The 24,054-nt window shown below is 71.8% G+C and carries 17 protein-coding genes; 3 read left to right on the top strand and 14 right to left on the bottom strand.

From position 1 onward, the window contains the following. Positions 1-4 precede the first annotated feature (4 nt). The 3 genes from frc to C4J65_RS29960 all read left to right on the top strand — a co-directional run bounded on the left by frc (position 5) and on the right by C4J65_RS29960 (position 4,934). Positions 5-1,282, top strand: coding sequence for a formyl-CoA transferase (frc, locus tag C4J65_RS29970; RefSeq protein ID WP_115745225.1), 1,278 nt, complete (start codon positions 5-7; stop codon positions 1,280-1,282). 4 nt (positions 1,283-1,286) lie between these two features. After that, positions 1,287-3,431, top strand: coding sequence for an acetate--CoA ligase family protein (locus C4J65_RS29965; RefSeq protein ID WP_115746696.1), 2,145 nt, complete (start codon positions 1,287-1,289; stop codon positions 3,429-3,431). A gap of 123 nt (positions 3,432-3,554) precedes the next feature. Next, on the top strand, positions 3,555-4,934 hold the full coding sequence (locus C4J65_RS29960; protein WP_162833413.1) for an OFA family MFS transporter: 1,380 nt from the start codon (positions 3,555-3,557) through the stop codon (positions 4,932-4,934). 77 nt (positions 4,935-5,011) lie between these two features. Here C4J65_RS29960 and C4J65_RS29955 read toward each other — a convergent pair whose 3' ends face one another. From C4J65_RS29955 to C4J65_RS29890, 14 genes are all read right to left on the bottom strand, one after another. After that, positions 5,012-6,193 carry a sugar phosphate isomerase/epimerase family protein gene (locus C4J65_RS29955; RefSeq protein WP_205351174.1) on the bottom strand — a complete coding sequence of 394 codons (1,182 nt, stop codon included), beginning with the start codon at positions 6,191-6,193 and terminating at the stop codon, positions 5,012-5,014. Between the two features lie 146 nt (positions 6,194-6,339). Next, a complete protein-coding gene (locus C4J65_RS29950) occupies positions 6,340-7,737 on the bottom strand; it encodes a nucleotide pyrophosphatase/phosphodiesterase family protein (protein WP_115745222.1) in 1,398 nt (465 codons plus the stop codon). Continuing rightward, a complete protein-coding gene (gene eboE / locus C4J65_RS29945; RefSeq protein ID WP_115745221.1) occupies positions 7,734-8,909 on the bottom strand; it encodes a metabolite traffic protein EboE in 1,176 nt (391 codons plus the stop codon). The genes C4J65_RS29950 and eboE overlap by 4 nt, the downstream gene beginning before the upstream one ends. A gap of 3 nt (positions 8,910-8,912) precedes the next feature. Further along, positions 8,913-9,761: a TatD family hydrolase gene (locus tag C4J65_RS29940; protein WP_115745220.1), complete on the bottom strand. Its 849-nt coding sequence runs from the start codon at positions 9,759-9,761 to the stop codon at positions 8,913-8,915. Next, on the bottom strand, positions 9,761-10,498 hold the full coding sequence (locus C4J65_RS29935; protein ID WP_115745219.1) for an EboA domain-containing protein: 738 nt from the start codon (positions 10,496-10,498) through the stop codon (positions 9,761-9,763). Before C4J65_RS29935 ends, C4J65_RS29940 begins: the two co-directional genes overlap by 1 nt. 13 nt (positions 10,499-10,511) lie before the next feature. Beyond that, positions 10,512-11,453: a sugar phosphate isomerase/epimerase family protein gene (locus C4J65_RS29930; RefSeq protein WP_115745218.1), complete on the bottom strand. Its 942-nt coding sequence runs from the start codon at positions 11,451-11,453 to the stop codon at positions 10,512-10,514. Further along, complete coding sequence (locus C4J65_RS29925; RefSeq protein ID WP_115745217.1) at positions 11,450-12,541, bottom strand: SCO3242 family prenyltransferase; 1,092 nt, start codon at positions 12,539-12,541, stop codon at positions 11,450-11,452. The genes C4J65_RS29930 and C4J65_RS29925 overlap by 4 nt, the downstream gene beginning before the upstream one ends. After that, the gene (locus C4J65_RS29920) at positions 12,538-13,845 is read right to left on the bottom strand and encodes an inositol-3-phosphate synthase (RefSeq protein WP_115745216.1); all 1,308 of its coding nucleotides are present in this window, start codon (positions 13,843-13,845) and stop codon (positions 12,538-12,540) included. Before C4J65_RS29920 ends, C4J65_RS29925 begins: the two co-directional genes overlap by 4 nt. A gap of 139 nt (positions 13,846-13,984) precedes the next feature. After that, the gene (locus tag C4J65_RS29915; RefSeq protein WP_115745215.1) at positions 13,985-17,701 is read right to left on the bottom strand and encodes a ThuA domain-containing protein; all 3,717 of its coding nucleotides are present in this window, start codon (positions 17,699-17,701) and stop codon (positions 13,985-13,987) included. Between the two features lie 263 nt (positions 17,702-17,964). Then, positions 17,965-18,963: a sugar phosphate isomerase/epimerase family protein gene (locus C4J65_RS29910; RefSeq protein ID WP_115745214.1), complete on the bottom strand. Its 999-nt coding sequence runs from the start codon at positions 18,961-18,963 to the stop codon at positions 17,965-17,967. Positions 18,964-18,979: 16 nt separating this feature from the next. Beyond that, positions 18,980-20,272: a Gfo/Idh/MocA family oxidoreductase gene (locus C4J65_RS29905; RefSeq protein ID WP_115745213.1), complete on the bottom strand. Its 1,293-nt coding sequence runs from the start codon at positions 20,270-20,272 to the stop codon at positions 18,980-18,982. Positions 20,273-20,358: 86 nt separating this feature from the next. Beyond that, complete coding sequence (locus C4J65_RS29900; protein WP_115745212.1) at positions 20,359-21,405, bottom strand: substrate-binding domain-containing protein; 1,047 nt, start codon at positions 21,403-21,405, stop codon at positions 20,359-20,361. 17 nt (positions 21,406-21,422) lie between these two features. Further along, complete coding sequence (locus C4J65_RS29895) at positions 21,423-22,442, bottom strand: ABC transporter permease (RefSeq protein WP_115745211.1); 1,020 nt, start codon at positions 22,440-22,442, stop codon at positions 21,423-21,425. Continuing rightward, positions 22,439-23,956 carry a sugar ABC transporter ATP-binding protein gene (locus C4J65_RS29890; RefSeq protein WP_115745210.1) on the bottom strand — a complete coding sequence of 506 codons (1,518 nt, stop codon included), beginning with the start codon at positions 23,954-23,956 and terminating at the stop codon, positions 22,439-22,441. The genes C4J65_RS29895 and C4J65_RS29890 overlap by 4 nt, the downstream gene beginning before the upstream one ends. Between the last annotated feature and the right edge of the window lie 98 nt (positions 23,957-24,054).

Below are 24,054 nucleotides of genomic sequence, written 5' to 3'. Positions count from 1 at the left end.
CCCCATGACAGGCACGACTGGCACGACCGGAACGACAGGCACGACCGGAACGCCTGCGAAGGCTCTTGAGGGCATCCGGGTCCTGGACATGACGCACGTGCAGTCCGGGCCCTCGGCGACCCAGCTGCTCGCCTGGCTCGGCGCCGACGTCGTGAAGCTCGAGGCGCCGCACGGTGACATCACACGGGGGCAGCTCCGCGATCTGCCGGACGTCGACTCCCTCTACTTCACGATGCTCAACTGCAACAAGCGGAGCATCACCCTCAACACCAAGACCGAGCGCGGCAAGGAGATCCTCACCGAGCTGATCCGGCGCTCGGACGTCATGGTCGAGAACTTCGGACCGGGCGCGGTGGACCGGATGGGCTTCACCTGGGACCGCATCAAGGAGATCAATCCACGGATCGTCTATGCCTCCATCAAGGGGTTCGGCGAGGGCCCGTACACCGCCTTCAAGGCGTACGAGGTCGTCGCGCAGGCCATGGGCGGATCGATGTCCACCACCGGTTTCGAGGACGGGCCGCCGCTGGCGACGGGGGCCCAGATCGGGGACTCGGGCACGGGCGTCCACGTCGTGGCGGGCATCCTCGCCGCGCTCTACCAGCGGGAGCACACCGGACGTGGTCAGCGGGTGAACGTGGCCATGCAGCACGCGGTGCTCAACCTCTGCCGGGTGAAGCTGCGCGACCAGCAGCGCCTGAGCCATGGTCCACTCGCCGAATATCCCAACGAGGACTTCGGCGACGAGGTTCCCAGGTCCGGCAACGCGTCCGGCGGCGGGCAGCCGGGGTGGGCGGTCAAGTGCGCCCCGGGCGGCCCCAACGACTACGTGTACGTCATCGTCCAGCCGGTCGGCTGGCAGCCGCTCAGTGAGCTGATCGGCCGGCCCGAGCTGGCGGACGACCCCGAGTGGGCGACCCCGCGGGCCCGGCTGCCGAAGCTGAACAAGATGTTCCAGCTGATCGAGGAGTGGTCGTCCACCCTGCCCAAGTGGGAGGTGCTGGAGCGGCTCAACGCCCACAACATCCCGTGCGGGCCGATCCTGTCCACGAAGGAGATCATCGAGGACGACTCGCTGGTCGCCAACGAGATGGTCGTCACCGTGCCCCACCCCGAACGCGGCGAGTTCGTGACCGTCGGCAGCCCGCTGAAGCTCTCCGACTCCCCCGTACAGGTGACCAGTTCACCGCTGCTCGGCGAGCACAACGAAGAGGTCTACGTCGGCGAGCTGGGCCTCGGCGACGAGGAACTGCGGCTGCTCAAGTCGAGCGGGGTGATCTGACGTGATGGCCGAGGACCGTCTGACGCGGGTGCGCGGGCTCCTGGACGCCGTGCGGGCCGAGGGGCGCACCGCGCTCACCGCACCGGAGGGCAAGGTGCTCGCGGACGCCTACGGGATCGCCGTACCGGGTGAGGAGCTGGCGCGGGACGTCGACGAGGCGGTGGCGTGCGCGGCACGCTTCGGCGGACCGGTGGTGATGAAGATCGTCTCGCCGGACATCCTGCACAAGACCGACGCCGGCGGTGTGGTCGTGGGGGTCGAGGGCGCGGCGGACGTGCGGGCGGCGTTCTGCCGGATCGTCGACAACGCGCGCGCGTACGACGCCTCCGCGCGGATCGAGGGCGTGCAGATCCAGGAGCTGGCGCCGCAGGGGCAGGAGGTCATCGTCGGGGCGGTCACCGACCCGACGTTCGGCAAGGTGGTGGCGTTCGGACTGGGCGGGGTGCTGGTCGAGGTGCTGAAGGACGTCACCTTCCGGCTCGCCCCCGTGGACGCCGACGAGGCACTGTCCATGCTGGACTCGATCCGGGCGGCCGAGGTGCTGCGCGGGGTGCGCGGGCGGGCCGGGGTGGACCGGTGGGCGGTGGCGGAGCAGATCCGCCGGGTCTCCGAGCTGGTCGCCGACTTCCCGGAGATCGCCGAGGTGGACCTGAACCCGGTGATCGCCACGCCCGAGGGTGCGGTCGCCGCCGACATCAGGGTGATCCTGGCTACCGACAAGCCGAAGGAGCGGCGCCGGTACACGCGCGAGGAGATCCTCACCTCGATGCGCCGCCTGATGCAGCCCGCGTCGGTCGCGGTGATCGGCGCGTCGGGCGAGCCGGGGAAGATCGGCAACTCCGTGATGCGCAACCTCGTCGACGGCGGCTTCGCGGGCGAGATCCACCCGGTGAACCCCAGGGCCGATGACATCTTGGGCCGCAAGGCGTACAAGAGTGTCACCGACGTTCCCGGTGAGGTGGATGTGGCGGTCTTCGCGATCCCCGCGCGGTTCGTGGCGGCGGCCCTGGAGGAGGTGGGGCGCAAGCGGATCCCCAACGCCGTCCTCATCCCCTCCGGCTTCGCCGAGACCGGCGAACAGGCACTCCAGGACGAGATCGTGGCGGTCGCCGAACGGCACGGCATCCGGCTGCTGGGCCCGAACATCTACGGCTACTACTCGACCTGGCAGGACCTGTGCGCCACGTTCTGCACGCCCTACGACGTCAAGGGCGGTGTCGCGCTGACCTCGCAGTCGGGCGGCATCGGCATGGCCATCCTGGGCTTCGCGCGGACGACGAAGACCGGCGTGTCGGCGATCGTGGGCCTGGGCAACAAGTCGGACCTGGACGAGGACGACCTGCTGACCTGGTTCGGCGAGGACCCGCACACCGACTGCATCGCCATGCATCTGGAGGACCTCAAGGACGGCCGCGCCTTCGTCGAGGCCGCGCGGGCGACCGTGCCGAGGAAACCGGTCGTGGTGCTCAAGGCGGGCCGTACGGCGGCGGGCGCCAAGGCGGCCGGGTCGCACACCGGGGCACTCGCCGGGGACGACGCCGTGTACGACGACATCCTGCGACAGGCCGGCGTGATCCGCGCGCCGGGGCTGAACGAGATGCTGGAGTACGCGCGCGCGTTGCCGGTGCTTCCCGCTCCGCAGGGCGACAACGTGGTCATCATCACGGGCGCCGGCGGCAGCGGTGTGCTGCTCTCCGACGCGGTGACCGACAACGGGCTGTCGCTGATGGAGATACCGCCCGACCTGGACACGGCGTTCCGCGCCTTCATCCCGCCCTTCGGCGCGGCGGGCAACCCGGTGGACATCACCGGGGGCGAGCCGCCGTCGACGTACGAGGCGACGATCCGGCTGGGCCTGGAGGACCCCCGCATCCACGCGCTCGTCCTCGGCTACTGGCACACCATCGTCACGCCTCCCATGGTGTTCGCCGAACTCACCGCGCGCGTGGTGGCCGAGTTCCGCGAGCGCGGCATCGAGAAGCCCGTGGTGGCCTCCCTCGCGGGCGACGTGGAGGTGGAGGAGGCGTGCCAGTACCTCTTCGAGCGCGGCGTCGTGGCGTACCCGTACACGACCGAGAAGCCGGTGGCCGTGCTGGGCGCGAAGTACCGGTGGGCGCGGGCCGCGGGGTTGTTGGGGGGCGGTTCATGACGTGAGACGGCGAGGGGCCGGCCGACGGGTGCGCGTCGGCCGGCCCCGGGGACCCGCGCGCGCACGAAAGGCATTGGACAGGGGGCGCTGGCCAGAACTTTCGACGCTAGGGGTGCAAACGACATGACAACCACCGATGTCACACGGGTCGCCGCCTACCAGGAGGTGACCGACAGGAACGGACGCGTCTATCGCGTGGGCGAGTCCGACATCGACATCATGGGGCGCAAGCGCAAGTGGATGGTGATCCTGCCCTGGATCGGGATGATGGGCATCTCCTCCGCCGAGTACGCGTTCGCGTCCGCCGAGGACACGCTGCACGAGGCCCACCACTGGTCCAGCGGCAGCATCTACTGGATGATGACCGCCTGGGTGTTCTGCCAGGCCGCGGTCGCGTTTCCGGCGGGACGGCTGCGGGAGAGCGGCAGGCTGCCGGCGCGCTGGGCGATGATGCTGGGATCGGCCGGCACGCTGCTGGGCTATCTGTCGCTGGCGTTCGCGCCACATGTCTCGCTCGCCTTCATCGGCTTCGGCGTGTTCAGCGGCATGGGTGCCGGCATGGTGTACGCGACCTGCGTCAACATGGTCGGCAAGTGGTACCCGGAGCGCCGGGGCGGGAAGACCGGCTTCGTCAACGGCGGTTTCGCCTACGGCTCGGTGCCGTTCGTCTTCATCTTCCACGGCTACATGGACACCTCCAACTTCCGCTGGGTGCTGGTCTCGGCCGGTGTCCTGCTCGCCGCCATGGTGGCGGTCGCCGGGTTCTACTTCCGGGACCCGCCGAAGAACTGGTGGCCGGCCGCCGTCGACCCGCTGAACCCGCCGGCCGACCCGCGGGCCCGGCGTTCGCTGGAGAAGAACCCCCCGGCCGTCAAGCAGTACTCCCCGATGGAGGCCTGGCGGACCGGCCGGGTGGCGCTGATGTGGTTCTGTCTCGCCTGCACCTCCGGCGTGAACATCTTCGGCATCGCCTTCCAGGTCGACATCGGCGAGGAGGCGGGCTTCGCGGCCGGGATCGTGGCGGCCGCGATGTCGCTCAAGGCGATCGTCAACGGCACCGGGCGCGGCGTCATCGGCTGGCTCTCCGACCTCTACGGCCGCAAGCAGTGCCTGCTCTACGTGTGCGCGATCCTGGGCCTCGCCCAGTTCGGCATCATCTGGTCGGCCGAGATCAAGAACCTGCCGTTGTTCCTGCTCTTCTCCGCCGTCTCCGGGTTCGGCGGCGGTGCCATCTTCCCGATGTTCGCGGCGCTGACGGCGGACTACTTCGGAGAGAACAACAACGCCACCAACTACGGGATGGTCTACAGCTCCAAGCTCGTCTCCGGTCTCGGCGCGGGCATGGGTTCCGTGGTCGTCGGCGTCTGGGGCTACAACGGTGCCTTCAGCCTGGCGGGCAGCATCTCGATCTTCGCCGGGTTCGTGGCGCTGTTCCTGCAACCGCCGGGACGCTCCAAGGGCAAGCGCGTCACTCCGAATCCCCAGCCGCTGGGTGAGGGATGACCTGACGGAGGCTTCTTCGCACGGACCGGGCGGCCCCTCCCAGCACGCGGGAGGGGCCGCCCGGTCTGTGCTCCTGGTCAGTGGCGCCGCTTGCGCAGGGCGGCCAGGTTGTCGTAGCTGATCTTGGCCTCCCGCAGCGACTGCGAGGGATCGGTGGCGCTCGGGGAGTTGTCGTCCTCGATCATCGGGTTGTGGTAGTTGCGCTGTCCGACCCGGGAGAAGAACGTCGTGTAGTCGATGACTCCGGTCCCGAACGGCACCATGTCGTAGCCCATGCCGTTGGTCGTGCTGACCACGCCGTCCTTGGCGTGGAAGAGCGGGTAGCGCCGGTTGTTGCGGACGACCAGGCCGGCCGGGTCGAAGACGTTCTTCCGGGTGGTGCCGTCGTGGGCGGTGTACTCGTGGAACTTGTACTGGGCGACGTGCGCCCAGAAGATGTCCATCTCCAGCCAGACGACCCGCGGGTCGGTGACCTTGAGGAAGTACTCCAGCTTCCGGATGCCCGAACTGCGGGTCGGCCGGCCCTGGTCGTCCAGCGGGCCGCCGTCGAGCAGGAAGCCGTAGGCGCTGTCGTGGTTGTGGGTGTAGAGCTTGATGCCCTCCCGGTGGGCGATCGCGCCGAGGGCGTTCCACTTGTCGGCGGCCACGTCCCAGTCGGCGCGGTAGGAGCTGCCGGTGGGGTCGCCGCCGGTGCCCATGTGGTCCATGCCGAGGATGTTGGCGATCTCCAGGTGCTTCTTGAAGGTGTCCTTGTCCGCCGCGGTCAGCGGCCAGGAGGACGGGATGAAGCCGTGGTTGCCCTGGGCGCGCAAACCGTAGTCGTCGAGCCAGGAGCGCAGCAGCCGGGCGCCCTGGACGGATTCCAGGCTGGCCCCGCCGGGCGCGTTGGCGTGCTGGTTGTATCCGGCGAACTCCACCTGGCGGTAGCCGTGGCGGGACAGCTGCTTGAAGACCTCGCGGAAGCCGGAGGGCAGGTCGGAGGCGAGGGGGTCGCGGGCGGTGGCGTCGCGGACGGTGTAGAGGATGATGCCGCGCTTGTCCGCCGGGACGAGGATCTGCCCGTGTCCATGGCCGTGCCCGTGTCCGTGGTCGTGGTCTCTGTCCCGGTCGTGGGCGAGGGCCGGGGAGGCGCCGAGGACGGGGGCCGCGACGGCTCCGGCCGCCACGGCGGTGCAGGTACTGAGGAAGCGGCGCCGATTCACGCCGAGCGAGCGGCGCAGGGCCTCGCCCGGGCCGTCGGTGGCCGGGTCGGTACCCATGTCGGTGCGGGAGGGGTCGGTGAACGGGGTCACGGTGCCTGCCTTCTGGGTCGTGGCCTGCGCCGATGCGGCTCGGGCGGGCCGTTGTCAGTGCCGTGTGTTTCACTCTCAGTAGTCGGAATTCGGCGGGCGTACCGGGTGGTGCGTCAACCGAGTCCGGCCAGCCGGAGCAGGAGTTGTTTCACGTCGGTCGCCGCGACGCGGTCTCCGACAGCGCGGGGGGTGGAGCAGATGAGGAGCGGACCGTCGTCGTCGCTCGCGGGGAGGCGGCCGTGGCTGCCTCGAATAGGTGAGGCGTCCAGGGGCACGACCGCCATGCGGTAGCGCATGCCGAGCTTCTTGCGGGCCAGGGCGCCGGCCGCCTTGACCTTGACGTAGGGGTCGAGCGGATCCATGAACAGTTCGACCGGGTCGTAGCCGGGTTTGCGGTGGATCTCGACGAGCTGCGCGAAGTCGGGCGCGCGGTCGTCGTCGAGCCAGTAGTAGTACGTGAACCAGGCGTCCGGCTCCGCGAGGGCGACCAGTTCGCCGGCGCGGGGGTGGTCGAGGTGCTGGGCCTTCTTGCCCTCGTCGTCGAGGAGTTGCTCGATGCCGGGCAGTCCGTCCAGGGCGGCCCGGGTGGCGTCGAGGTCCTCGGGGCGGCGCACGTACACGTGGGCCACCTGGTGGTCGGCGACGGCGAAGGCGCGGGAGGCCATCGGGTCGAGGTACTCCATGCCGTCCTGGGTGTGCACCTCGAGCAGCCCGGCGCGGCGCAGGGCGCGGTTGATGTCCACGGGGCGACTGACGGGGGTGATGCCGTACTCGGACAGCGCGACGACGGTGCGGCCCTCGGCGCGGGCGTCGTCGAGCAGCGGGGCCAGCGCCGCGTCGAGGTCGGCGGCGGCCTTCAGGGAGCGCGGGTCGTCGGGGCCGAAGCGCTGCAGGTCGTAGTCGAGGTGAGGGAGGTAGCAGAGGGTCAGGTCGGGATGGCGGGTGGCCATGATGTGCCGGGTGGCGTCGATGATCCACTGGCTGGAGACCAGGTCGGCGCCGGGTCCCCAGAAGTGGAAGAGGGGGAAGGTGCCGAGCTTGTCGGTGAGTTCGTCGTGCAGGGCCGGGGGCCTGGTGTAGCAGTCGGGTTCCTTGCGGCCGTCGGCGTAGTAGACGGGACGGGGGGTGACGGTGATGTCGGTGTCGGCGCCCATGGCGTACCACCAGCAGATGTTGGCGACGGTGTAGCCGGGGTGGGCGCGGCGGGCGGCGTCCCAGAGTTTGTCGCCGCTGACGAGTCCGTTGTGCTGGCGCCACAGCAGGACGTCGCCGAGTTCGCGGAAGTACCAGCCGTTGCCGACGATGCCGTGCTCGGAGGGCATGGTGCCGGTCAGGAAGGTGGACTGGGCGGCGCAGGTGACGGCCGGCAGGACGGTGCCGAGCGGCGCCCGGGTGCCGGACTGGCCGAGCTGCTTGAGGTGGGGCATGTGGTCGAGGAGACGGGGGGTGAGGCCGACGACGTCCAGGACGAGGAGGGGGGTCGGTCCGTCGGAGGGGGTGGGTCGGGTCATGGCAGTTCCTTCAGGCCGAGGTCCGTCAACAGGTCGCGGGCGAGGGTCAGCTCGGCGGCGATGCCGTCGGTGAGCTGGGCGCGGGCGCGGGGCCGCAGCTCGGGCGGGAGGGCCTGCCAGGTGTAGGTCTCGACCTCCAGGTGCCGGGTGAGGGGGTGCGGGCCGCCGACGAGCCGGGTCAGCGCGGCCTTGAGTACCGGAAGGGTGGAGGTGAGGGGCGCGGCGGGGGCCGCGTGCAGGGGGACGTGGAAGTGGGCGCGCCAGGGCGCGGTGTCGGGCAGCGGGCCGCCGTCCGCGAGGGCCTCGTAGAGGTCGTCGGTGCCGTGCAGGCCGCCGGACGGGGTGGTGGTGCGGCTCTGGTGCAGGAAGCGTGGCTCGGCGAAGGCGGCGAGGGCTTCGCGGACCGCGGGGTCGGCGGGGCGTTCGGCGTGCAGTGCGGCGGACAGCTGGGACTTGACGACGGGTACGCGGGCGGCCGTGAGCGCGTCCAGGGCGGTGTGCGGGTCTTCGAAGGAGGTGGCGAGGTGGCAGGTGTCGACGCAGACGCCGATGCGGTCGTGGGCTATCGCGGTCAGCGGGGCGATGGCGTCGTGGGTGGTCTCGACGACGCAGCCGGGTTCCGGTTCCAGGCCGACGCGGATGGAGCGGCCGGTCAGTTCCTGGAGTGCGTCGAGGCGTTCGGCGAGGGTGACGAGGGCGGCGCGTGCCTTGTCGGCGCGGGTTTCGTCGTAGGCGGTGCGCCAGGCCAGCGGCAGGGTGGAGATGGTGCCGTCCGTGACGTCGTCGGGCAGCAGTCCGGCGAGGAGACGGGCCAGGGAGGTGGTGTGTTCGAGGCGTTCGGGGTCGGCCCAGTCCGGCTTGTAGACGCGGTACTTGACCTCTTCGGCGCCGAAGCCCTCGTAGGGGAAGCCGTTGAGGGTGACGACCTCCAGGCCGCGCCGGTCGAGTTCGGTGCGCAGGCCGCGCAGGGCGGCGGGGTCGGTGACCAGGGCGTGGGCGGCGTCGCGGGCGAGCCACAGCCCGATGCCGAGGCGGTCGCGGCCGAGGCGTTTGCGGACCGGCTCGCAGTGGTCGCGGAGCTGGGCGAGGACGCCGTCCAGGGTCTCGGCGGGGTGCACGTTGGTGCAGTAGGCGAGGTGGACGGTGGAGCCGTCGGGGTGCCGGAAGCGCATCGCTCACTCCCCGCCGCGCAGGATGGAGTTGCCCTCGTGCGTGGCGTTCCCGGAGGCCACGTCGAGTTCCAGCCGTCCGCTGAGGCCGTAGAAGGCGACGGGGTTGCGCCACAGCACCCGGTCCACGTCGTCCTCGCCGAAGCCCTCGGCGAGCATCAGGTCGCCGACCTTGCGGGTCTTGAGCGGGTCGCTCCTGCCCCAGTCGGCGGCGGAGTTCACCAGGACCTGCTCCGGGCCGTACTCGCGCAGCAGGGCGACCATCCGGGCCTCGTCCATCTTGGTGTCCGGATAGACGGAGAAGCCGAGCCAGGCGCCCGAGTCCTTGGCTTCCTTCACGGTGGTCTCGTTGAGGTGGTCGACCAGGACCCGCTCCGTCGGCAGCGCCGATTCCCGGACCGCGTCCAGGGTGCGGCGCAGGCCGGCCAGCTTGTCGCGGTGGGGGGTGTGCACGAGGGCGGGCAGGCCGTGGTCGGCGGCGAGCTGGAGCTGGGTGGCCAGGGCGGTGTCCTCGGCGGGCGTCATCGAGTCGTAGCCGATCTCGCCGACCGCCACCACCCGGTCCTTGACGAGATAGCGGGGCAGCTCGTCGAGGACGGGCAGGCAGCGGGGGTCGTTGGCCTCCTTGGGGTTCAGCGCGATGGTGCAGTGGTGGGCGATGCCGTACTGGGCGGCGCGGAAGGGTTCCCAGCCGAGCAGGGCGTCGAAGTAGTCGCGGAAGGAGTCGGGCGAGGTACGGGGCTGGCCCAGCCAGAAGGACGGCTCGACGAGGGCGCGGACGCCTGCCGCGTACATGGCCTCGTAGTCGTCGGTGGTCCGGGAGGTCATGTGGATGTGGGGGTCGAAGATGCGCATCAGGACTCCTTGCCGTGGGGGTCGGCCGTGCCGGGCGCGGGGCGTCCGGACTCGGTCAGGGCCAGGACGCGGTGCAGGTCTTCGGGGACGGTGCGGTCCGCGGCGGTGCGTTCGGCGGCGTAGTCGGCGAGCATCCGGGCGAGTTCGTCGTCTCCGTGGGCCCGGCGGGCGAGGTCCGCCACGCTGTCGACGGGGACACCCGTGAACAGGCACTTCAGCACGGCGTGCCGCCACTGGTGGGCGTCGAGGTGCCGGGCGGCGTACGGGCCGAGGGCGGCGGCGACGAGCCGGGTGTCGTTGGTGCGCAGGGCATCCTCGACGAGCGGAAGGGCGTCCGGGCCCGGCACGAGGTGGGGCAGGGCGTGCAGGACGGCGCGGCGTTCGTCGGCGGTGCCCTGGGAGTACACCCGGGTCAGGGCCTCGGTGTCGGCGCGGGCGGCGTGCAGGACGAGGACGCGGGCGGCGTCGGCGTGGGCGGGCCCGCAGCGGCGGCCTGCCTCGGCGAGGCGCAGTTCCCACACCGAGATGGGGCCGTGGGTGCCGGGGTGGGCGGCGGCCTCGTCGAGGGCCTGGTCCAGCCACGCCCGGGCGGATCCGCCGAGCCGGGTGGCGAGGCTCGCGCGCAGGTCGGCGGGCGGGACGTGGGCGGGGGTGGTGCCCTGAGGGTCCTGCCCGTCGGGGGTGCCGTCCGCGTCCTGGGTGTCGGGGGTGACGTGGGCGGCGTGCGGCTGCGTCATGGTGTGGCTCCCTTCAGTGGGTGGCGGAGGGCTCGCCCGAGCGGTTGGTGCGGGGTGGCGGCGCCGGTGCGGCGCGGCGCAGGAACGGGAGGGAGCGTTCGGCGAAGTGGGGTCCCGCGTGGGAGTGGCGGGGCAGTTCGACGACGGTCAGGCCCTGGTAGCCGGTGGCGGCGAGGGCCTCGAGGACGGGCGGGAAGTCGATCTCGCCGTCACCGAAGGGGAGGTGTTCGTGGACGCCGCGGCGCATGTCCTCGATCTGCACGTGGCGCAGCCAGGGGGCGGCGGCGCGCACGCAGTCGGCGGGAGGGAGTGGTTCGAGGCACTGGCAGTGCCCGATGTCCAGGGTGAGTCCGAGGTGTTCGGGATCGCCGAGGGTGCGGCGCAGGGTGTGGAAGTCGGCGAGGGTGGCGAGCAGGTGCCCCGGTTCGGGCTCCACCGCGAGGGGGATACCCGCGGTGGCGGCGGCGTCCAGGACCGGGGCGAGTGCCTCGGCCAGCCTCTTCCACGCCGTGTCCGCGTCCGTGCCCACCGGGGTGACCCCGCTGAAGCAGTGCACGGCGTGGGCCCCGAGGTCGGCGGCCACGTCGACGGCGCGCACCAGGAGGTCGGTACGGCGGGCGCGGTCCTCCGGGTCGGGGTCGAGCAGGGAGGGGCCGTGCTTGCGGCGCGGGTCGAGCACGTAGCGGGCGCCGGTCTCCACGGTGACGCCCAGACCGAGCGCGTCCAGCCGCCGGGCGAGGCGGCGGGTGCGGGCGGTGAGGTCGTCGGCGAGCGGGTCGAGGTGCATGTGGTCGAGGGTCAGGCCGACGCCGTCGTACCCGAGGTCGGCGAGCAGGGCGAGGGCGTCGTCGAGGCGGAGGTCGGCGAGGCCGTTGGTGCCGTAGCCGAAGCGGAGCGGGTGGGTGGCGGGACCGTCTCCGGCCTCGTCCGGTCCCTGATGCGGGTTCCGGCTCACGTGATGCTCACCTTCCTCATGGCGGCCCGTTTCGCGAACCACCGGCCGGCCGGGGCAAGGGCCGCGACCAGGAGGGACGTGCCGCTCGCGCCGGATCGGGCGGCGAGCGCGGCCTGGAGCGGGATCGTGGCCCGGATGCCGCCGCCCACGGCGCGTTGGGTGAGCGGGGGTGAGGGGTTGAGCGCGGCGTGGAAGTAGGGGCGGGCGGCCGTCGCGGCGTAGGCGGCGCCCAGGGCGGCCGTGAGGGCGTCGGTGACGGTGGGGGCCGGGGTGGAGCCCGACAGGCCGGGGGCGGCTGCTGCCCGCCGGCCTGCCGGGAGTCGGGTGCGACGGCGGACGACCAGGCCGGTCAGCGCCCCCGTCGTCGCGAGGGCGGCCAGCGGAGCCAGGACGGAACCGCCGGTGGTCTCCCGGCGGGAGACGGCCGTGACCGCGAGGGTGTGACTGCCGAGCAGCGCGGCCGAGGGCAGCGCGGCACGGGTGCCCCCGCCGGTGGCGGCAGCGCCCAGGAGCAGGTCCAGTCCGCGGGCCGCCGCCATGGCCGCGGGTCCGGCCGGGGTGTGCTTCAGGGCGAGGTCGTAGGCCCAGACGGTGGCCGCCAGCGGCGCAGCGACCGCGAGCGCGGGTCGTCCCGCACCGACCGCCAGCGCCAGGCCCGCGCCGGTGAGGACCCCGGCGGCGGTGAGGGCGGCGGCGGGGCGGATACGGCCGGAGGGGAGGGGGCGGTGCGGGCGCTCCGCGGCGTCCTCCGCGCGGTCGGCCCAGTCGTTGAGCGCCATGCCGGCCTCGTACAGGCACAGGGAGGAGCCGATGGCGAGCAGGCTGCGGGGCCCGGGGCGCGCACCGGCCGCCGCCGCGCCGGCCAGGGCGTCGCCGGGGACGGTGAACAGGGCGGGCAGCCGGAGCAGTTCGGCCCAGGCGCCGAGGCGGGCGGCCCGAGGGGACGCTGCGGCGGTCGCGAGTGGCGGCCCGATGGCCCCGGAGGCCGCTCCCGGCACCGCCGACGCTCCGGCCGGCGTCCCCGACGACGCGGCCGGGGCTCCCGACGGAGCGGCCGCGTCCCGCGCCGCGGCGACGGCGCGGCTCATCGCCCGGCCCCGCCTTCGACACCGCGGCCGTCGGACCGGACGGCAACGGCGTCACCGTCCTCCCTGTCGGGACCGTTCTCCCTGACGGGACCGTTCTCCCTGTCGGGACCGTTCTCCCCGGCGGCACCGTTCTGCCCGCCCTCGCGGCCCTCCCCGTCGCCGGGGGCGCGGTCAGCGTCGTCCCGCAGCCGTCCGGCGAAGCGTTTCAGCTCCCCGTACTGCTCGGCCAGGGACGACGGTCCGTCCCCCACCGGGTCCTTGAAGAAGAAGCCCAGTTCACCCAGGGGGCCGGACAGGCCCCGCTGGTGGGCGCGGGCGACCAGACGGGCCAGGTCCAGGACGAGCGGCGCGGCCAGGGACGAGTCGCAGCCCTGCCAGGTGGTCTGGAGGAACATGCGGGCGCCGAGGAAGCCGTCGAAGGCGATGTGGTCCCAGGCGGTCTTCCAGTCGCCGAGGGCGGGCACGTCGTCGATGTGGACCTCGCCCTCGACGGGGGCGCCGAGGGTGTCGGCCAGGACGCGCTCCTTGCCGGCGTTCTTCGCCGCGGCGGCGGCCGGGTCGGCCAGCGCCGCGCCGTCGCCGCCGCCCAGCAGGTTCGTGCCCGACCAGGCACGCACCGCCAGCGCCCGTTGCGCGAACATCGGGCCGAGCACCGAGCGCAACAGGGTCTGCCCGGTCTTGCCGTCGCGGCCGGCGTGGGGCAGGCCGCTCGCTTCCGCCGGTGCGGACAGCGCCGGGTGGTGCAGGCCGGTCGACGGCGTGAAGTTGACGTACGGGCAGCCGGCGCGGAGGGCGGCGGCGGCGTACAGCGAGCTGGCGGGCAGGGCGCCACCACTGGGCGCGGGTTCGGTGGAGGCGACGTTCACGACCACCGTCCGGTCCACACCCGAGCGGCGCGCGAAGTCGGTGATGTCCGCGGCGAAGGCGGCGATCAGCTCCTCCTCGTCGCGGGTGTCGCCGGGCAGCGGGCCGCCGGGGCGGATCTCGCGGTCGGCCGCGGCCAGTTCCGCGTGCACGGCCGAGGGCAGTCCGTGCGGCAGCACGCCACCGGCGGCCAGGGCCTCGGCCCGCTTGGGCAGGGGGCAGTCCACGGTGTCGTGACCGCCGAAGACGAGGGCCGGGAGGGCGGGGAGTCCGGCGTCGGCGAAGTCGGGGGTCTCGGTGACCATGCCGGTCGGCGGGTTCAGCCCCGCGGTCACGGCGGCGCAGCCCGCCACCACCGTGGTGGCGACGGAGCCGCGGGCTCCGATCAGCCAGACACCGGTACGGGAGCCACGGGAGGAAGCAGAGGGGGACGCGGACATGGGCAGCCTCCTTGTCGAGCGCGTCGGGCACACACGAGCGGTGGTACGGCCGGGGGTTCCGTTCGGGGTGACGGCGGGCGGAGGTCCGGCGTCCTCCGCCCGCCGCCGTTCCGGTCGCCCCCTCAGGGGCGGGTTCGCCCTAGGAGGGCAGTTCCTTGAGCTGGATGTCGCGGAAGGAGACCTGGTCGTCGGCGCCGTGGTTCTGCAGGCCGATGTAGCCGTCGGTCAGGCTCCGCTCGGGGTCCTTGTTGGTGAAGTCGTTGATCTTGACTCCGTTGAGGAACACCTGGAGGCGTTCGCCCCGGACCTTGATCTCGTAGGAGTTCCACTGGCCGGGCGGCCGCAGAACCTGGTCACGGGCCTTGATGTTCGCCGCCTTGAAGGTGTAGATCGCACCGGTGGTGCGGTCCACGGCGTCCGTGGCGTCGATCTGGATCTCGTAGCCCTTGTCGACGGCGGACCAGGGGTCGTCGGAGGCCGGGAAGCCCACGAAGACGCCGGAGTTGTCGTCGCCCCGCATCTTCCAGTCGAGCTTGAGGGAGTACGACTTCAGTTCCTTGGCCTGGTACCAGAGCAGGCCCATGCCGCCCTCGGACTCCAGGACGCCGTCCTTGACGTTGAACTTTCCGGGGCCGGCCTGCTTCCAGCCTTCCAGGGTCTGGCCGTTGAAGATGTCCCGGTAGCCCCTGGCCGGCTTGCAGTCCGCCTTGACCTGGCCGGTGGCGTACTGCATGCCGCCGAGCAGGTGGCCGCGGAAGGCCTCGTCCGCGTAGGACTCCTTGGTGTGGCCGAGGCCGGTGTAGAAGGCGCGGCCGCCCTCGTAGGGCTGGCACCAGGCGATCGGGTGGTCGCCCTTCATGTTGCCGCCCTGGTAGGTGGTCTCGTCGAGGGTGGCGAGGACCTTGGCCTGCTCACGCGGGTTGGTGCGGTAGTTGTACAGCTCGTCGGTGCGCTCCCAGGCGTCGTCCAGGTGCGCGGTGGCCGGGTGGTCGTGGTCCTCGACGCGGACGGTGGCCTTCTGGATGGCCGGGTGGGAGTCGAAGTAGGCGCCGACGAGGCCGCCGTAGAACTCCCAGTCGTACTCGGTGTCGGCGGCGGCGTGGATGCCCATGTAGCCGCCGCCGTTCTTGACGTAGTTCTCGAACGCCTTCTGCTGATCGGCGTTGAGTACGTCACCGGTGGTGGACAGGAAGGCGACCGCGTCGTACTTGGCGAGGTTGGCCGTGGTGAACTGTCCGGCCTCCTCGGTCGCGGTGACCGAGATGCCGGCCGGGGTGCCCAGCTCCTTCAGCGCGGCGATGCCGGCCGGGATGGAGTCGTGGCGGAAGCCCGCGGTCTTGGAGAAGACCAGGACCTTCTTGCCGGCCTTGAACGGCTCCGTGGAGAACTCGAAGTCGTCGACGTCGAACAGCGCGCCCTCGCCGCCCTTGAAGACCAGGTAGACGTCGGTGGTCTTCTTGGGCAGGGCCCGCAGCGGCACGTCGACGTTCTGGAAGGTCTCCCAGCTGCCGGTCGGCGGGATGTACGCCGAACCGTGCAGCGGACCGGTGGGCGAGCCGGTGCGGACCTCGATATAGCCGCCGGCGCCGCCGGAGGAGGCCCGTACGGTCAGCTTCTTCTGCCCGTCGAACTTGTAGGGGCTGAAGGAGATCCAGTCGCCGTCGTTGATGTCGCCGACGGTCTTGCCGCCGTTGGCGCCGGTCTTGTCGATGGGCGACACGCCCTGCTGAGCGGTGAAGTGCTCGGCCTGGCGGTGCGGGGGCTGGATCACGGTGCGGGCGGTGCCGGTCAGGGCCTCCTGGCCGTTGGCCCCACCGTCGGTGTAGCTGGCGCCGACGACGCCGTAGATGTTGGCGTTGGGGTCGTGACCGCCGTCGCCCGGCGGCGGGTTGAGGGTGCCCTCACAGCCCATCTCGCTGGTCAGCTCGTGGGCGTGGGAGTCGTGGCCGAGGCTGTAGGCGACCTTGACCTTGGAGCAGTCGATCGTCTCCTCGGGGTCGGTGACCTTCACCTTGAACGGGATGGGCTGTCCCATGGGGAGCAGGGTGCCGTTGCCGGGGGTCTCGATCGTCACCTTGGGCTCGGTGTTGCCGACGACGATGCGGACGCTGGCGTTGCCGGTGTTGCCCTCGGGGTCCTTGGCGGTGAAGGTCGCGGTGTAGGTGCCGACCTTCTTGTACTTGTGGGTGGGCGTGAGGCCCTCGCCCTTGGTGCCGTCGCCGAAGTCCCAGCCGTAGGTGAGGTCCGGGGAGTCGGCGTCCTTGGCGGTGGCGGTGAAGGCGACCTTCAGGCCGGCCGCGCCGGAGGTCTTGTTCGCGCTCACCTCGGCGATCGGCGAGAAGCCGTCCGCGGCGTTCTCGATCCGGTACAGGGCGGAGTCCTTGTCGCCCTGGAACCAGGACAGACCGTAGTCCAGGACGTAGAGCGCGCCGTCGGGGCCGAACTCCATGTCCATGATCTGGGTGCCGGTCCACGGGAAGTCGTTGATCTTGGAGACCGCGCCGTCCTCGGTCTGCTCGATCCGCTTGATCCAGCGGCGGCCGAACTCACCGGCGAAGAAGTCCCCGTCGTACTCCTCGGGGAACTTCACGCTGGAGTCGAGGTCGGGGTCGTAGCGGTAGACCGGGCCGCCCATCGGGGACTCGGAGCCGCTGCCGAACTCGGGCACGGAGTCGTCGTCGTAGGGGATCCACGCGGTCTGCGCGGGCGGCAGGTCGGTGAGGCCGGTGTTGTGCGGCGAGGTGTTCTTCGGGGCGGCGCAGTCGAAGGTCTCGCCGGAGGTCTTGGTGGCGAAGTCGTAGTCGACGTACGGGTCGTTGTCACCGGTGCAGAAGGGCCAGCCGAAGTTGGCGGCCTTGGTGACCTTGGCGAACTCGACCTGCCCGGCCGGGCCGCGCTTCGGGTCGGCGGCGCCCGCGTCGGGGCCGTAGTCGCCGACGTAGACCGTGCCGGTCTTCTTGTCGACGCTGATCCGGAACGGGTTGCGGAAGCCCATCGCGTAGATCTCGGGCCGGGTCTTCTCCGTGCCGGGCTCGAAGAGGTTGCCCTCCGGGATGGTGTACGAGCCGTCCTCGGCGACCTTGATGCGCAGGAGCTTGCCGCGCAGGTCGTTGGTGTTGCCGGCGCTGCGGCGGGCGTCGAAGGCCGGGTTGCGGTCCGCGCGCTCGTCGATCGGCGTGTAGCCGTCGGAGGCGAACGGGTTGGTGTCGTCGCCGGTGGAGAGGTAGAGGTTGCCCTCGGCGTCGAAGGCGATGTCGCCGCCGACGTGACAGCAGGTGCCCCGGGAGGCCGCGACGTCGAGAACCTTCTTCTCGCTGGCCATGTCCAGCGTGCCGTTGGCGTTCAGGACGAAGCGGGAGAGGCGGTTGACGCCGTCGAAGGGCTTGAAGTCCTCGGCGGTGCCGTTCTCCGGGGCGTCGCCCGCGGGGGTGTCGAGCGGCGGGGCGTAGTAGAGGTAGATCGCCCGGTTGTTCTCGAAGTCCGGGTCGATGCCTACGCCCTGCAGGCCCTCCTCGTCGTGGTTGTAGACCGGGATCTTGCCGGCGACCTTGGTGACGCCGCCCTGGTCGGTCAGGCGCAGTGTGCCGTCGCGGGCGGTATGCAGGACGCTGCGGTCCGGGAGCACCGCGAGCGACATCGGCTCGCCCATCTCGGGCTCGCCCTTGGCGAGCGGTACCTGCTGGAACTGTCCCTCGGCGGCGGCCGCCGTCTCGTCGTGCTCCGGGTGGCCGGGGTGGGCGCCGGCGACGGTCGCCGGGGTGCCCACGGCCAGCAGCAGGCCGGTGAACAGGGCGAGTGTGGTGCGAAGCCTGGGGCGCCTGGTGGTGCCGGTGCCTTTGAGTCTGGTTCTGTGCACGAAGTCCCTCCGGGAACGGGTGGGCCGTACGGGATGGGTGCGAAGACGTGCGATGCGGGCGCCGGGGTGCGCCGTCACCCCGGAGGTGTGAGTGTCCTGAACACTTCAGGGACGGTAACCGCGTTCTTCCGGGGCGAACACCCCTTGGACCGCAGCTGGTTGAACTTTTTCCCAACTCAGGACAAAGCGGGATTCAGGCAGGCCGGACCGGGGACCGGCGGGTGGTCCGGTCCCCGTCCCGGCCTGCGCTCGGGAGCGCGCGGTCAGCTGTTGAACGCGGCGTCGAAGGACGCGCTCGGCGGCTCGAAGTCGAAGGCCTTGAGCCGGGAGAGGGCTTCGGGCGCGCCCTGCAGCCGGTCCATGCCGGCGTCCTCCCACTCGACGGAGACGGGCCCCTGGTAGTCGATGGAGCGCAGCATGCGGAAGACGTCCTCCCAGGGGACGTCGCCGTGGCCGGCCGACACGAAGTCCCAGCCGCGCCGCGGGTCGCCCCAGGGCAGGTGGGAGCCGAGCCGCCCGTTGCGGCCGTCGAGGCGCTTGCGGGCCTCCTTGCAGTCGACGTGGTAGATGCGGTCGCGGAAGTCCCACAGGAAACCGACGGGGTCGAGGTCCTGCCACACGAAGTGGGACGGGTCGAAGTTGAGGCCGAAGGCGGGCCGGTGGCCGACCGCCTCCAGGGCGCGTTGCGTGGTCCAGTAGTCGTAGGCGATCTCGCTGGGGTGCACCTCGTGGGCGAACCGCACGCCCTCGGCGTCGAAGACGTCCAGGATCGGGTTCCAGCGGTCCGCGAAGTCCTGGTAGCCGCGCTCGATCATGGATTCGGGCGCCGGCGGGAACATGGCGACCAGGTGCCAGATCGAAGAGCCGGTGAAGCCGATGACGGTGTCGACGCCGAGCCGGGCGGCGGCGCGTGCGGTGTCCTTGATCTCGGCGGCGGCGCGCTGCCGCACCCCCTCCGCGTCGCCGTCGCCCCAGATGCGGGCGGGCAGGATGGCCTCGTGGCGCTCGTCGATGATGGCGTCGCAGACGGCCTGGCCGACCAGGTGGTTGGAGATGGCCCAGCACTTGAGGCCGTACTTGTCGAGCAGCTGGTGCCGGGATTCCACGTAGGACGGGTCCGCGAGGGCCTTGTCGACCTCGAAGTGGTCGCCCCAGCAGGCGAGTTCCAGGCCGTCGTAGCCGAAGTCGCGGGCGAGGCGGCAGACCTCCTCCAGCGGCAGGTCCGCCCACTGTCCGGTGAAGAGCGTGAAGTTGCGTGGCATGGCGCTGCCGGCCTCCTCAGGGGGTGATCGGGGTGTAGACGGAGTTCTTCTCGGCGCTCTCCTCCACGGCGGCGAGCACGCGCTGCACCTGCAGCCCGTCGGCGAAGGAGGGTTCGGGCCCGCGGCCCTCTGCCACGGCGTGCACGAGGTCGCGCGCCTGGTGCACGAAGGTGTGCTCGTAGCCGAGCCCGTGGCCCGGCGGCCACCAGGCGTCCAGGTAGGGGTGTTCGGGTTCGGTGACCAGGATCCGGCGGAAGCCGGCGTGTTCCCCGGGCTCGGTGCCGTCGTGGTACGACAGCTCGTTGAGCCGTTCCAGGTCGAAGGCGAGGGAGCCGCGCTCGCCGTTGAGTTCGATGCGCAGGGCGTTCTTGCGGCCGGTGGCGTAGCGGGTGGCCTCGAAGGAGACCAGGGCGCCGGAGGTGAGGCGGCCGGTGAACACGGCGGCGTCGTCGACGGTCACCCGTCCCGTCACCCCGTCCGCCGAGCCCGCGGACAGGCCCCGGGGGGCGCCGGCGGGCAGCGGGCGTTCCCGTACGAAGGTCTCGGTGAGGGCGGAGACGCCCGCGATCCGCTCGCCCGACAGGTACTGGGCGAGGTCGACGATGTGGGCGCCCAGGTCGCCGAGCGCCCCCGATCCGGCCAGCTCCTTGCGCAGCCGCCAGGTGAGCGGGGCCTTCGGGTCGACCAGCCAGTCCTGGAGGTAGGTCACCCGCAGGTGCCGCAGCCGGCCGACGCGGCCCTCGGCGACCATCCGGCGGGCCAGCGCGGTGGCCGGTACCCGGCGGTAGTTGAAGCCGACCATGGCCAGCTGGCCCCGGGCCGCGGCCTCCTCGGCGGCGCGGGTCATCGCCTGCGCCTCCTCGACGGTGTTGGCCAGCGGCTTCTCGCACAGGACGTGCTTCCCGGCGGCGAGCGCGGCCAGCGCGATCTCGGCGTGGCTGTCGCCGGGGGTGCAGATGTCGACGAGGTCGATGTCGTCCCGTTCGACCAGGGTCCGCCAGTCGGTCTCGGTGCTCGCCCAGCCGTGCCGGTCGGCCGCCAGGCGGACGGCGTCGGCGTCCCGTCCGCAGATCGCGGCCAGTACCGGGTTCAGCGGCAGGTCGAAGGCCCGGCCGGCGGTGCGCCAGCCCTGGGAGTGGGCGGCGCCCATGAAGGCGTAGCCGACCATGCCGACGCGCAGGGGTGGTCTGGTCGCGGACGCCCCCGTTGCCGCCCCGGCCCCGGCACCGGTCCCGGTATCGGTCCCGCTGTCGGTCCCGGCGGCTGCCTCCTCGGCGCCGGCCCCCTCGGGCTGCTGCGGCTGTCCCATGCGGATGTCCTCCTCGTCGTGGTGGCGCGGTGGGGTGGGCCCCGCCCCGGCGGCGGCTGGTCAGGCCGCTGCCGGAGCGGCAGCCCTCACTTGAAGCCCGTGGACATGTACTGGTCGACGTTGTCCTTGTCGACGACGGCCGAGTAGCAGGTGACGGTCGAGGGGATCTCGAACTCGGCGAGTCCGCTGACGCCCTTGCCCTGGCCGAGGGCGCGGGCCAGGTCGATCGCGGAGGCGGCCATGGTCGGCGGGTAGAGCACCGTCGCCTTCAGGACGCCGCTGTCCGCCTTGATGGCCTCGAAGGCGGAGAGCGCGCCCGCGCCGCCGACCATCAGGAAGTCGTCCCGTCCGGCCTGCTCGATGGCGCGCAGGGCGCCCACGCCCTGGTCGTCGTCGTGGTTCCACAGGGCGTCGAAGTCCGACTGGGCCTGGAGCAGCTGAGCCATCTTGGCCTGTCCGGACTCGACGGTGAACTCGGCGGCCTGGCGGGCCACCTTCTTGATGTTCGGGTAGTTCTTCAGGCCGTCGTCGAAGCCCTGGGTGCGCTGCTGGGTCAGTTCCAGGTTGTCGATGCCGGCCAGCTCGATGACCTTGGCGTCCGACTTGTCCTTGAGCTTCTCGCCGATGTAGTGGGCGGCGTTGAGACCCATGCCGTAGTTGTCGCCGCCGACCCAGCAGCGGTAGGCCTGGGGGCTGTTGAAGATCCGGTCGAGGTTGATGACCGGGATGCCCGCCCGCATCGCCTTCAGGCCGACCTGGGTGAGGGCCTTGCCGTCGGCCGGCAGGATGACCAGGACGTCGACCTTCTTGTTGATGAGGGTCTCGATCTGGCCGATCTGCTGCGCGGTGTCGTTGGAGCCCTCGGTGATCTCCATGGTGATCTCGGAGTACTTCTCGGCGCGCTTCTTGGCCTGGTCGTTGACGGCGTTGAGCCAGCCGTGGTCGGCCTGCGGGCCGGCGTAGCCGATGGTGACCGGCTTGCCGGGCTTGTCGTCGGCGGCCGGCTGGGTGTCCGCGGCGGCCTTGTCGTCGCCGCTGTCGGGGTCGTTGCTGGTGCACCCGGCGAGGACGGCACCTGCGGACACGGCGGCGGCTCCGAAGAGCATCCCTCTGCGACTCGTGAGCTTCGTCATGACGGTGAACCCTTTCCTCAATGCGTGCTTGCGGTACGGCGCTGGACCAGCACGGCGGCGACGATGATCGCGCCCTTGGCGATCTGCTGGACGTCGCTCTGCAGGTTGTTCAGGGCGAAGATGTTGGTGATCGTGGTGAAGATCAGGACGCCCAGCACGGAGCCGATGATGTGGCCCCGGCCGCCGGTCAGCAGCGTTCCGCCGATGATCGCGGCGGCGATGGCGTCGAGTTCGTAGAGGTTTCCGTTGGTGTTCTGGCCGGAGCCGGCGAGGGCCACCAGCAGGAAGGCGGCGATGCCGCAGCACAGCCCGGACAGCAGGTAGAGGTAGAGCCTCTGGCGGCGGACGTCGATGCCGGCCAGCCGGGCGGCCTCGGCGTTGCCGCCGACGGCGACGGTGCGGCGGCCGAAGGTGGTCCGGTTGAGGACCAGCCAGCCGACGACGGTGACGGCCGCGAAGACCAGGACCAGCGGCGGTATGCCGAGTACGTACGAGTCGCGCTCGGCGAGGTCGAGGACGCTCGGGACGGTGACGACCTGGGTGCGGCCGTCGGTGATCTGGAGCGCGAGTCCGCGCGCCGAGGCCAGCATGGCGAGGGTGGCGATGAAGGGGACCATCCCGCCGAAGGAGATGAGCAGGCCGTTGACCAGGCCGCAGCCGACGCCGACCACGATCGCCGTGAAGAGGATCCCGGCGAAGCCGTATTCCTGGGTGGCCACCGTGGTCGCCCACACCGAGGAGAGGGCGACGATGGCGCCGACCGACAGGTCGATGCCGCCGGAGATGATCACGAAGGTGACGCCGACGGTGACGACGCCGATCACGGACGCCTGGGTGAGCACCAGTTGCAGGTTGCGGGTGTCGAGGAACGCGTCGGGCTGGGTGATGCCGCCGATGAGGACCAGTGCGGCGAGCACACCGAGCAGGGTGAGGGTGCGGACGTCGGCGCGGCCCAACCGGACCCGCCAGGCGGGCGGACCCTCCACGGGTGCCGCCTTGTCGGTGCCGCCCCGTGGCGGGGACACGTGCTGCGTCATGACGCCGGGCTTCCTTCCATCACGAGGTCGAGTACGCGGTGTTCGTCGAGTTCGCGGGCGGGGGCCTCGTACACGACGCGGCCCTCGCGGAGCACCAGTACGCGGTCGGCGAGGCCCAGCACCTCGGGCACCTCGCTGGAGACCAGCAGGACGGCGAGGCCCTCGTCGGCGAGGCGCCGGATGACGGCGTACAGCTCGGCGCGGGCGCCGACGTCGACGCCGCGGGTGGGTTCGTCGAGCAGCAGGACCCGGCAGCCGCGCAGCAGCCAGCGGGCGAGGACCGCCTTCTGCTGGTTGCCGCCGGACAGGGTGCGCACGGGCACCGCGGGGTTGTCGGGCCGCAGCGACAGCTCGCGGGTCGCCTTGTGGGCCGCGCCGAGTTCGGCGCCGCGGTCGATCCAGCCGCCGCGCGAGAAGCGGGACATGGCGGAGACCGACACGTTGCGGGTGACGGACTCCAGCATCAGCAGGGCCTGGGCCTTGCGTTCCTCGGGGGCGAGGCCCAGCCCGGCGCGGACCGCGGCCCGCACGCTGCCGGGCCTCAGCGGCCGCCCGTCGACGAGGACCTGGCCGGTGCTCGCCTTCCGGGCGCCGTAGACCGTCTCCAGGATCTCGGAGCGGCCGGAGCCGACCAGTCCCGCGAGGCCGACGATCTCGCCGGGGCGCACCTCCAGGTCGAGCCGGTCGAACTCCCCCTCCCGGGACAGCCCTTCGACGCTCAGCACGGGTTCGCCCGCGGGCGGCGCGGTGGGCCGGTCCGGGAAGACGTACTCGACGTTGCGGCCGGTCATCAGCGCCACTACCTCGCTGGTCGGCGTCGACTCGGCGGGCAGCCCGCCGGCCACCGCGCGGCCGTCCTTGAGGACGGTGACCCGGTCGCCGATGCGGCGGATCTCCTCCAGGCGGTGCGAGATGTAGACGACGGCGACTCCGTCGGCGGTGAGGTCGGCGACGATGCGGAAGAGGTTGTCGACCTCGTCCGGGTCGAGCGCGGCGGACGGCTCGTCCATCACGATCAGCCGTACGTCGTGCGACAGCGCCCGTGCCATGGACACGATCTGCTGCTGCGCCGCCGACAGCTCCCCGACCAGCCGCCCCGGGTCGACCTCGGGGTGCCCGAGCCGCTTGAGCAGCGCGGCCGTCGACGCCTTGGCCGCCCTCCCCCGTACGACGAAGCCGGCGGCGGTCGGCTCGTGGCCGAGGTGGACGTTCTCGGCGACCGACAGGTGCTCGACCAGGTCGAGTTCCTGGTAGATGGTGGCGATGCCCAGACGCATGGCCGCGATGGGCGAGCGCAGGGTGACCTCCTCGCCGCGCCAGCGGATGGTGCCGGTGTCGGGCTGGTGGGCGCCGGCCAGCACCTTGATGAGGGTGGACTTCCCGGCGCCGTTCTGGCCGAGGAGGCAGTGCACCTCGCCGGCCTGGACGTCGAGGTCGACGCCGTCGAGGGCCCGGACTCCGGGGAACGACTTGGTGATGCCGGACATGCTGAGCAGCGGTGGTTCTGGTGCCATGTGAGGTCCCCTCGGCGGGCGTGCGGGCCGGTGTCAGGGCAGAGCGGGGCTGGGCGGGACAGTGCTGGGCTGGGCTGGGTTGTGCTGGGCGGAACAGG

The organism is Streptomyces sp. CB09001, from assembly GCF_003369795.1.
Lineage (GTDB): Bacteria > Actinomycetota > Actinomycetes > Streptomycetales > Streptomycetaceae > Streptomyces.
Note: the sequence above shows the minus strand (reverse complement) of the source record. Positions and strands in the feature narration are given on the sequence as shown.

Excerpts from the sequence above, each read along its gene's own strand:
- frc (WP_115745225.1), top strand. The coding sequence starts at position 5 with ATGACAGGCACGACTGGCACGACCGGAACGACAGGCACGACCGGAACG.
- C4J65_RS29965 (WP_115746696.1), top strand. The coding sequence starts at position 1,287 with ATGGCCGAGGACCGTCTGACGCGGGTGCGCGGGCTCCTGGACGCCGTG.
- C4J65_RS29960 (WP_162833413.1), top strand. The coding sequence starts at position 3,555 with ATGACAACCACCGATGTCACACGGGTCGCCGCCTACCAGGAGGTGACC.
- C4J65_RS29955 (WP_205351174.1), bottom strand. The coding sequence starts at position 6,193 with ATGGGTACCGACCCGGCCACCGACGGCCCGGGCGAGGCCCTGCGCCGC.
- C4J65_RS29950 (WP_115745222.1), bottom strand. The coding sequence starts at position 7,737 with ATGACCCGACCCACCCCCTCCGACGGACCGACCCCCCTCCTCGTCCTG.
- eboE (WP_115745221.1), bottom strand. The coding sequence starts at position 8,909 with ATGCGCTTCCGGCACCCCGACGGCTCCACCGTCCACCTCGCCTACTGC.
- C4J65_RS29940 (WP_115745220.1), bottom strand. The coding sequence starts at position 9,761 with ATGCGCATCTTCGACCCCCACATCCACATGACCTCCCGGACCACCGAC.
- C4J65_RS29935 (WP_115745219.1), bottom strand. The coding sequence starts at position 10,498 with ATGACGCAGCCGCACGCCGCCCACGTCACCCCCGACACCCAGGACGCG.
- C4J65_RS29925 (WP_115745217.1), bottom strand. The coding sequence starts at position 12,541 with ATGAGCCGCGCCGTCGCCGCGGCGCGGGACGCGGCCGCTCCGTCGGGA.
- C4J65_RS29920 (WP_115745216.1), bottom strand. The coding sequence starts at position 13,845 with ATGTCCGCGTCCCCCTCTGCTTCCTCCCGTGGCTCCCGTACCGGTGTC.
- C4J65_RS29910 (WP_115745214.1), bottom strand. The coding sequence starts at position 18,963 with ATGCCACGCAACTTCACGCTCTTCACCGGACAGTGGGCGGACCTGCCG.
- C4J65_RS29905 (WP_115745213.1), bottom strand. The coding sequence starts at position 20,272 with ATGGGACAGCCGCAGCAGCCCGAGGGGGCCGGCGCCGAGGAGGCAGCC.
- C4J65_RS29900 (WP_115745212.1), bottom strand. The coding sequence starts at position 21,405 with ATGACGAAGCTCACGAGTCGCAGAGGGATGCTCTTCGGAGCCGCCGCC.
- C4J65_RS29895 (WP_115745211.1), bottom strand. The coding sequence starts at position 22,442 with ATGACGCAGCACGTGTCCCCGCCACGGGGCGGCACCGACAAGGCGGCA.
- C4J65_RS29890 (WP_115745210.1), bottom strand. The coding sequence starts at position 23,956 with ATGGCACCAGAACCACCGCTGCTCAGCATGTCCGGCATCACCAAGTCG.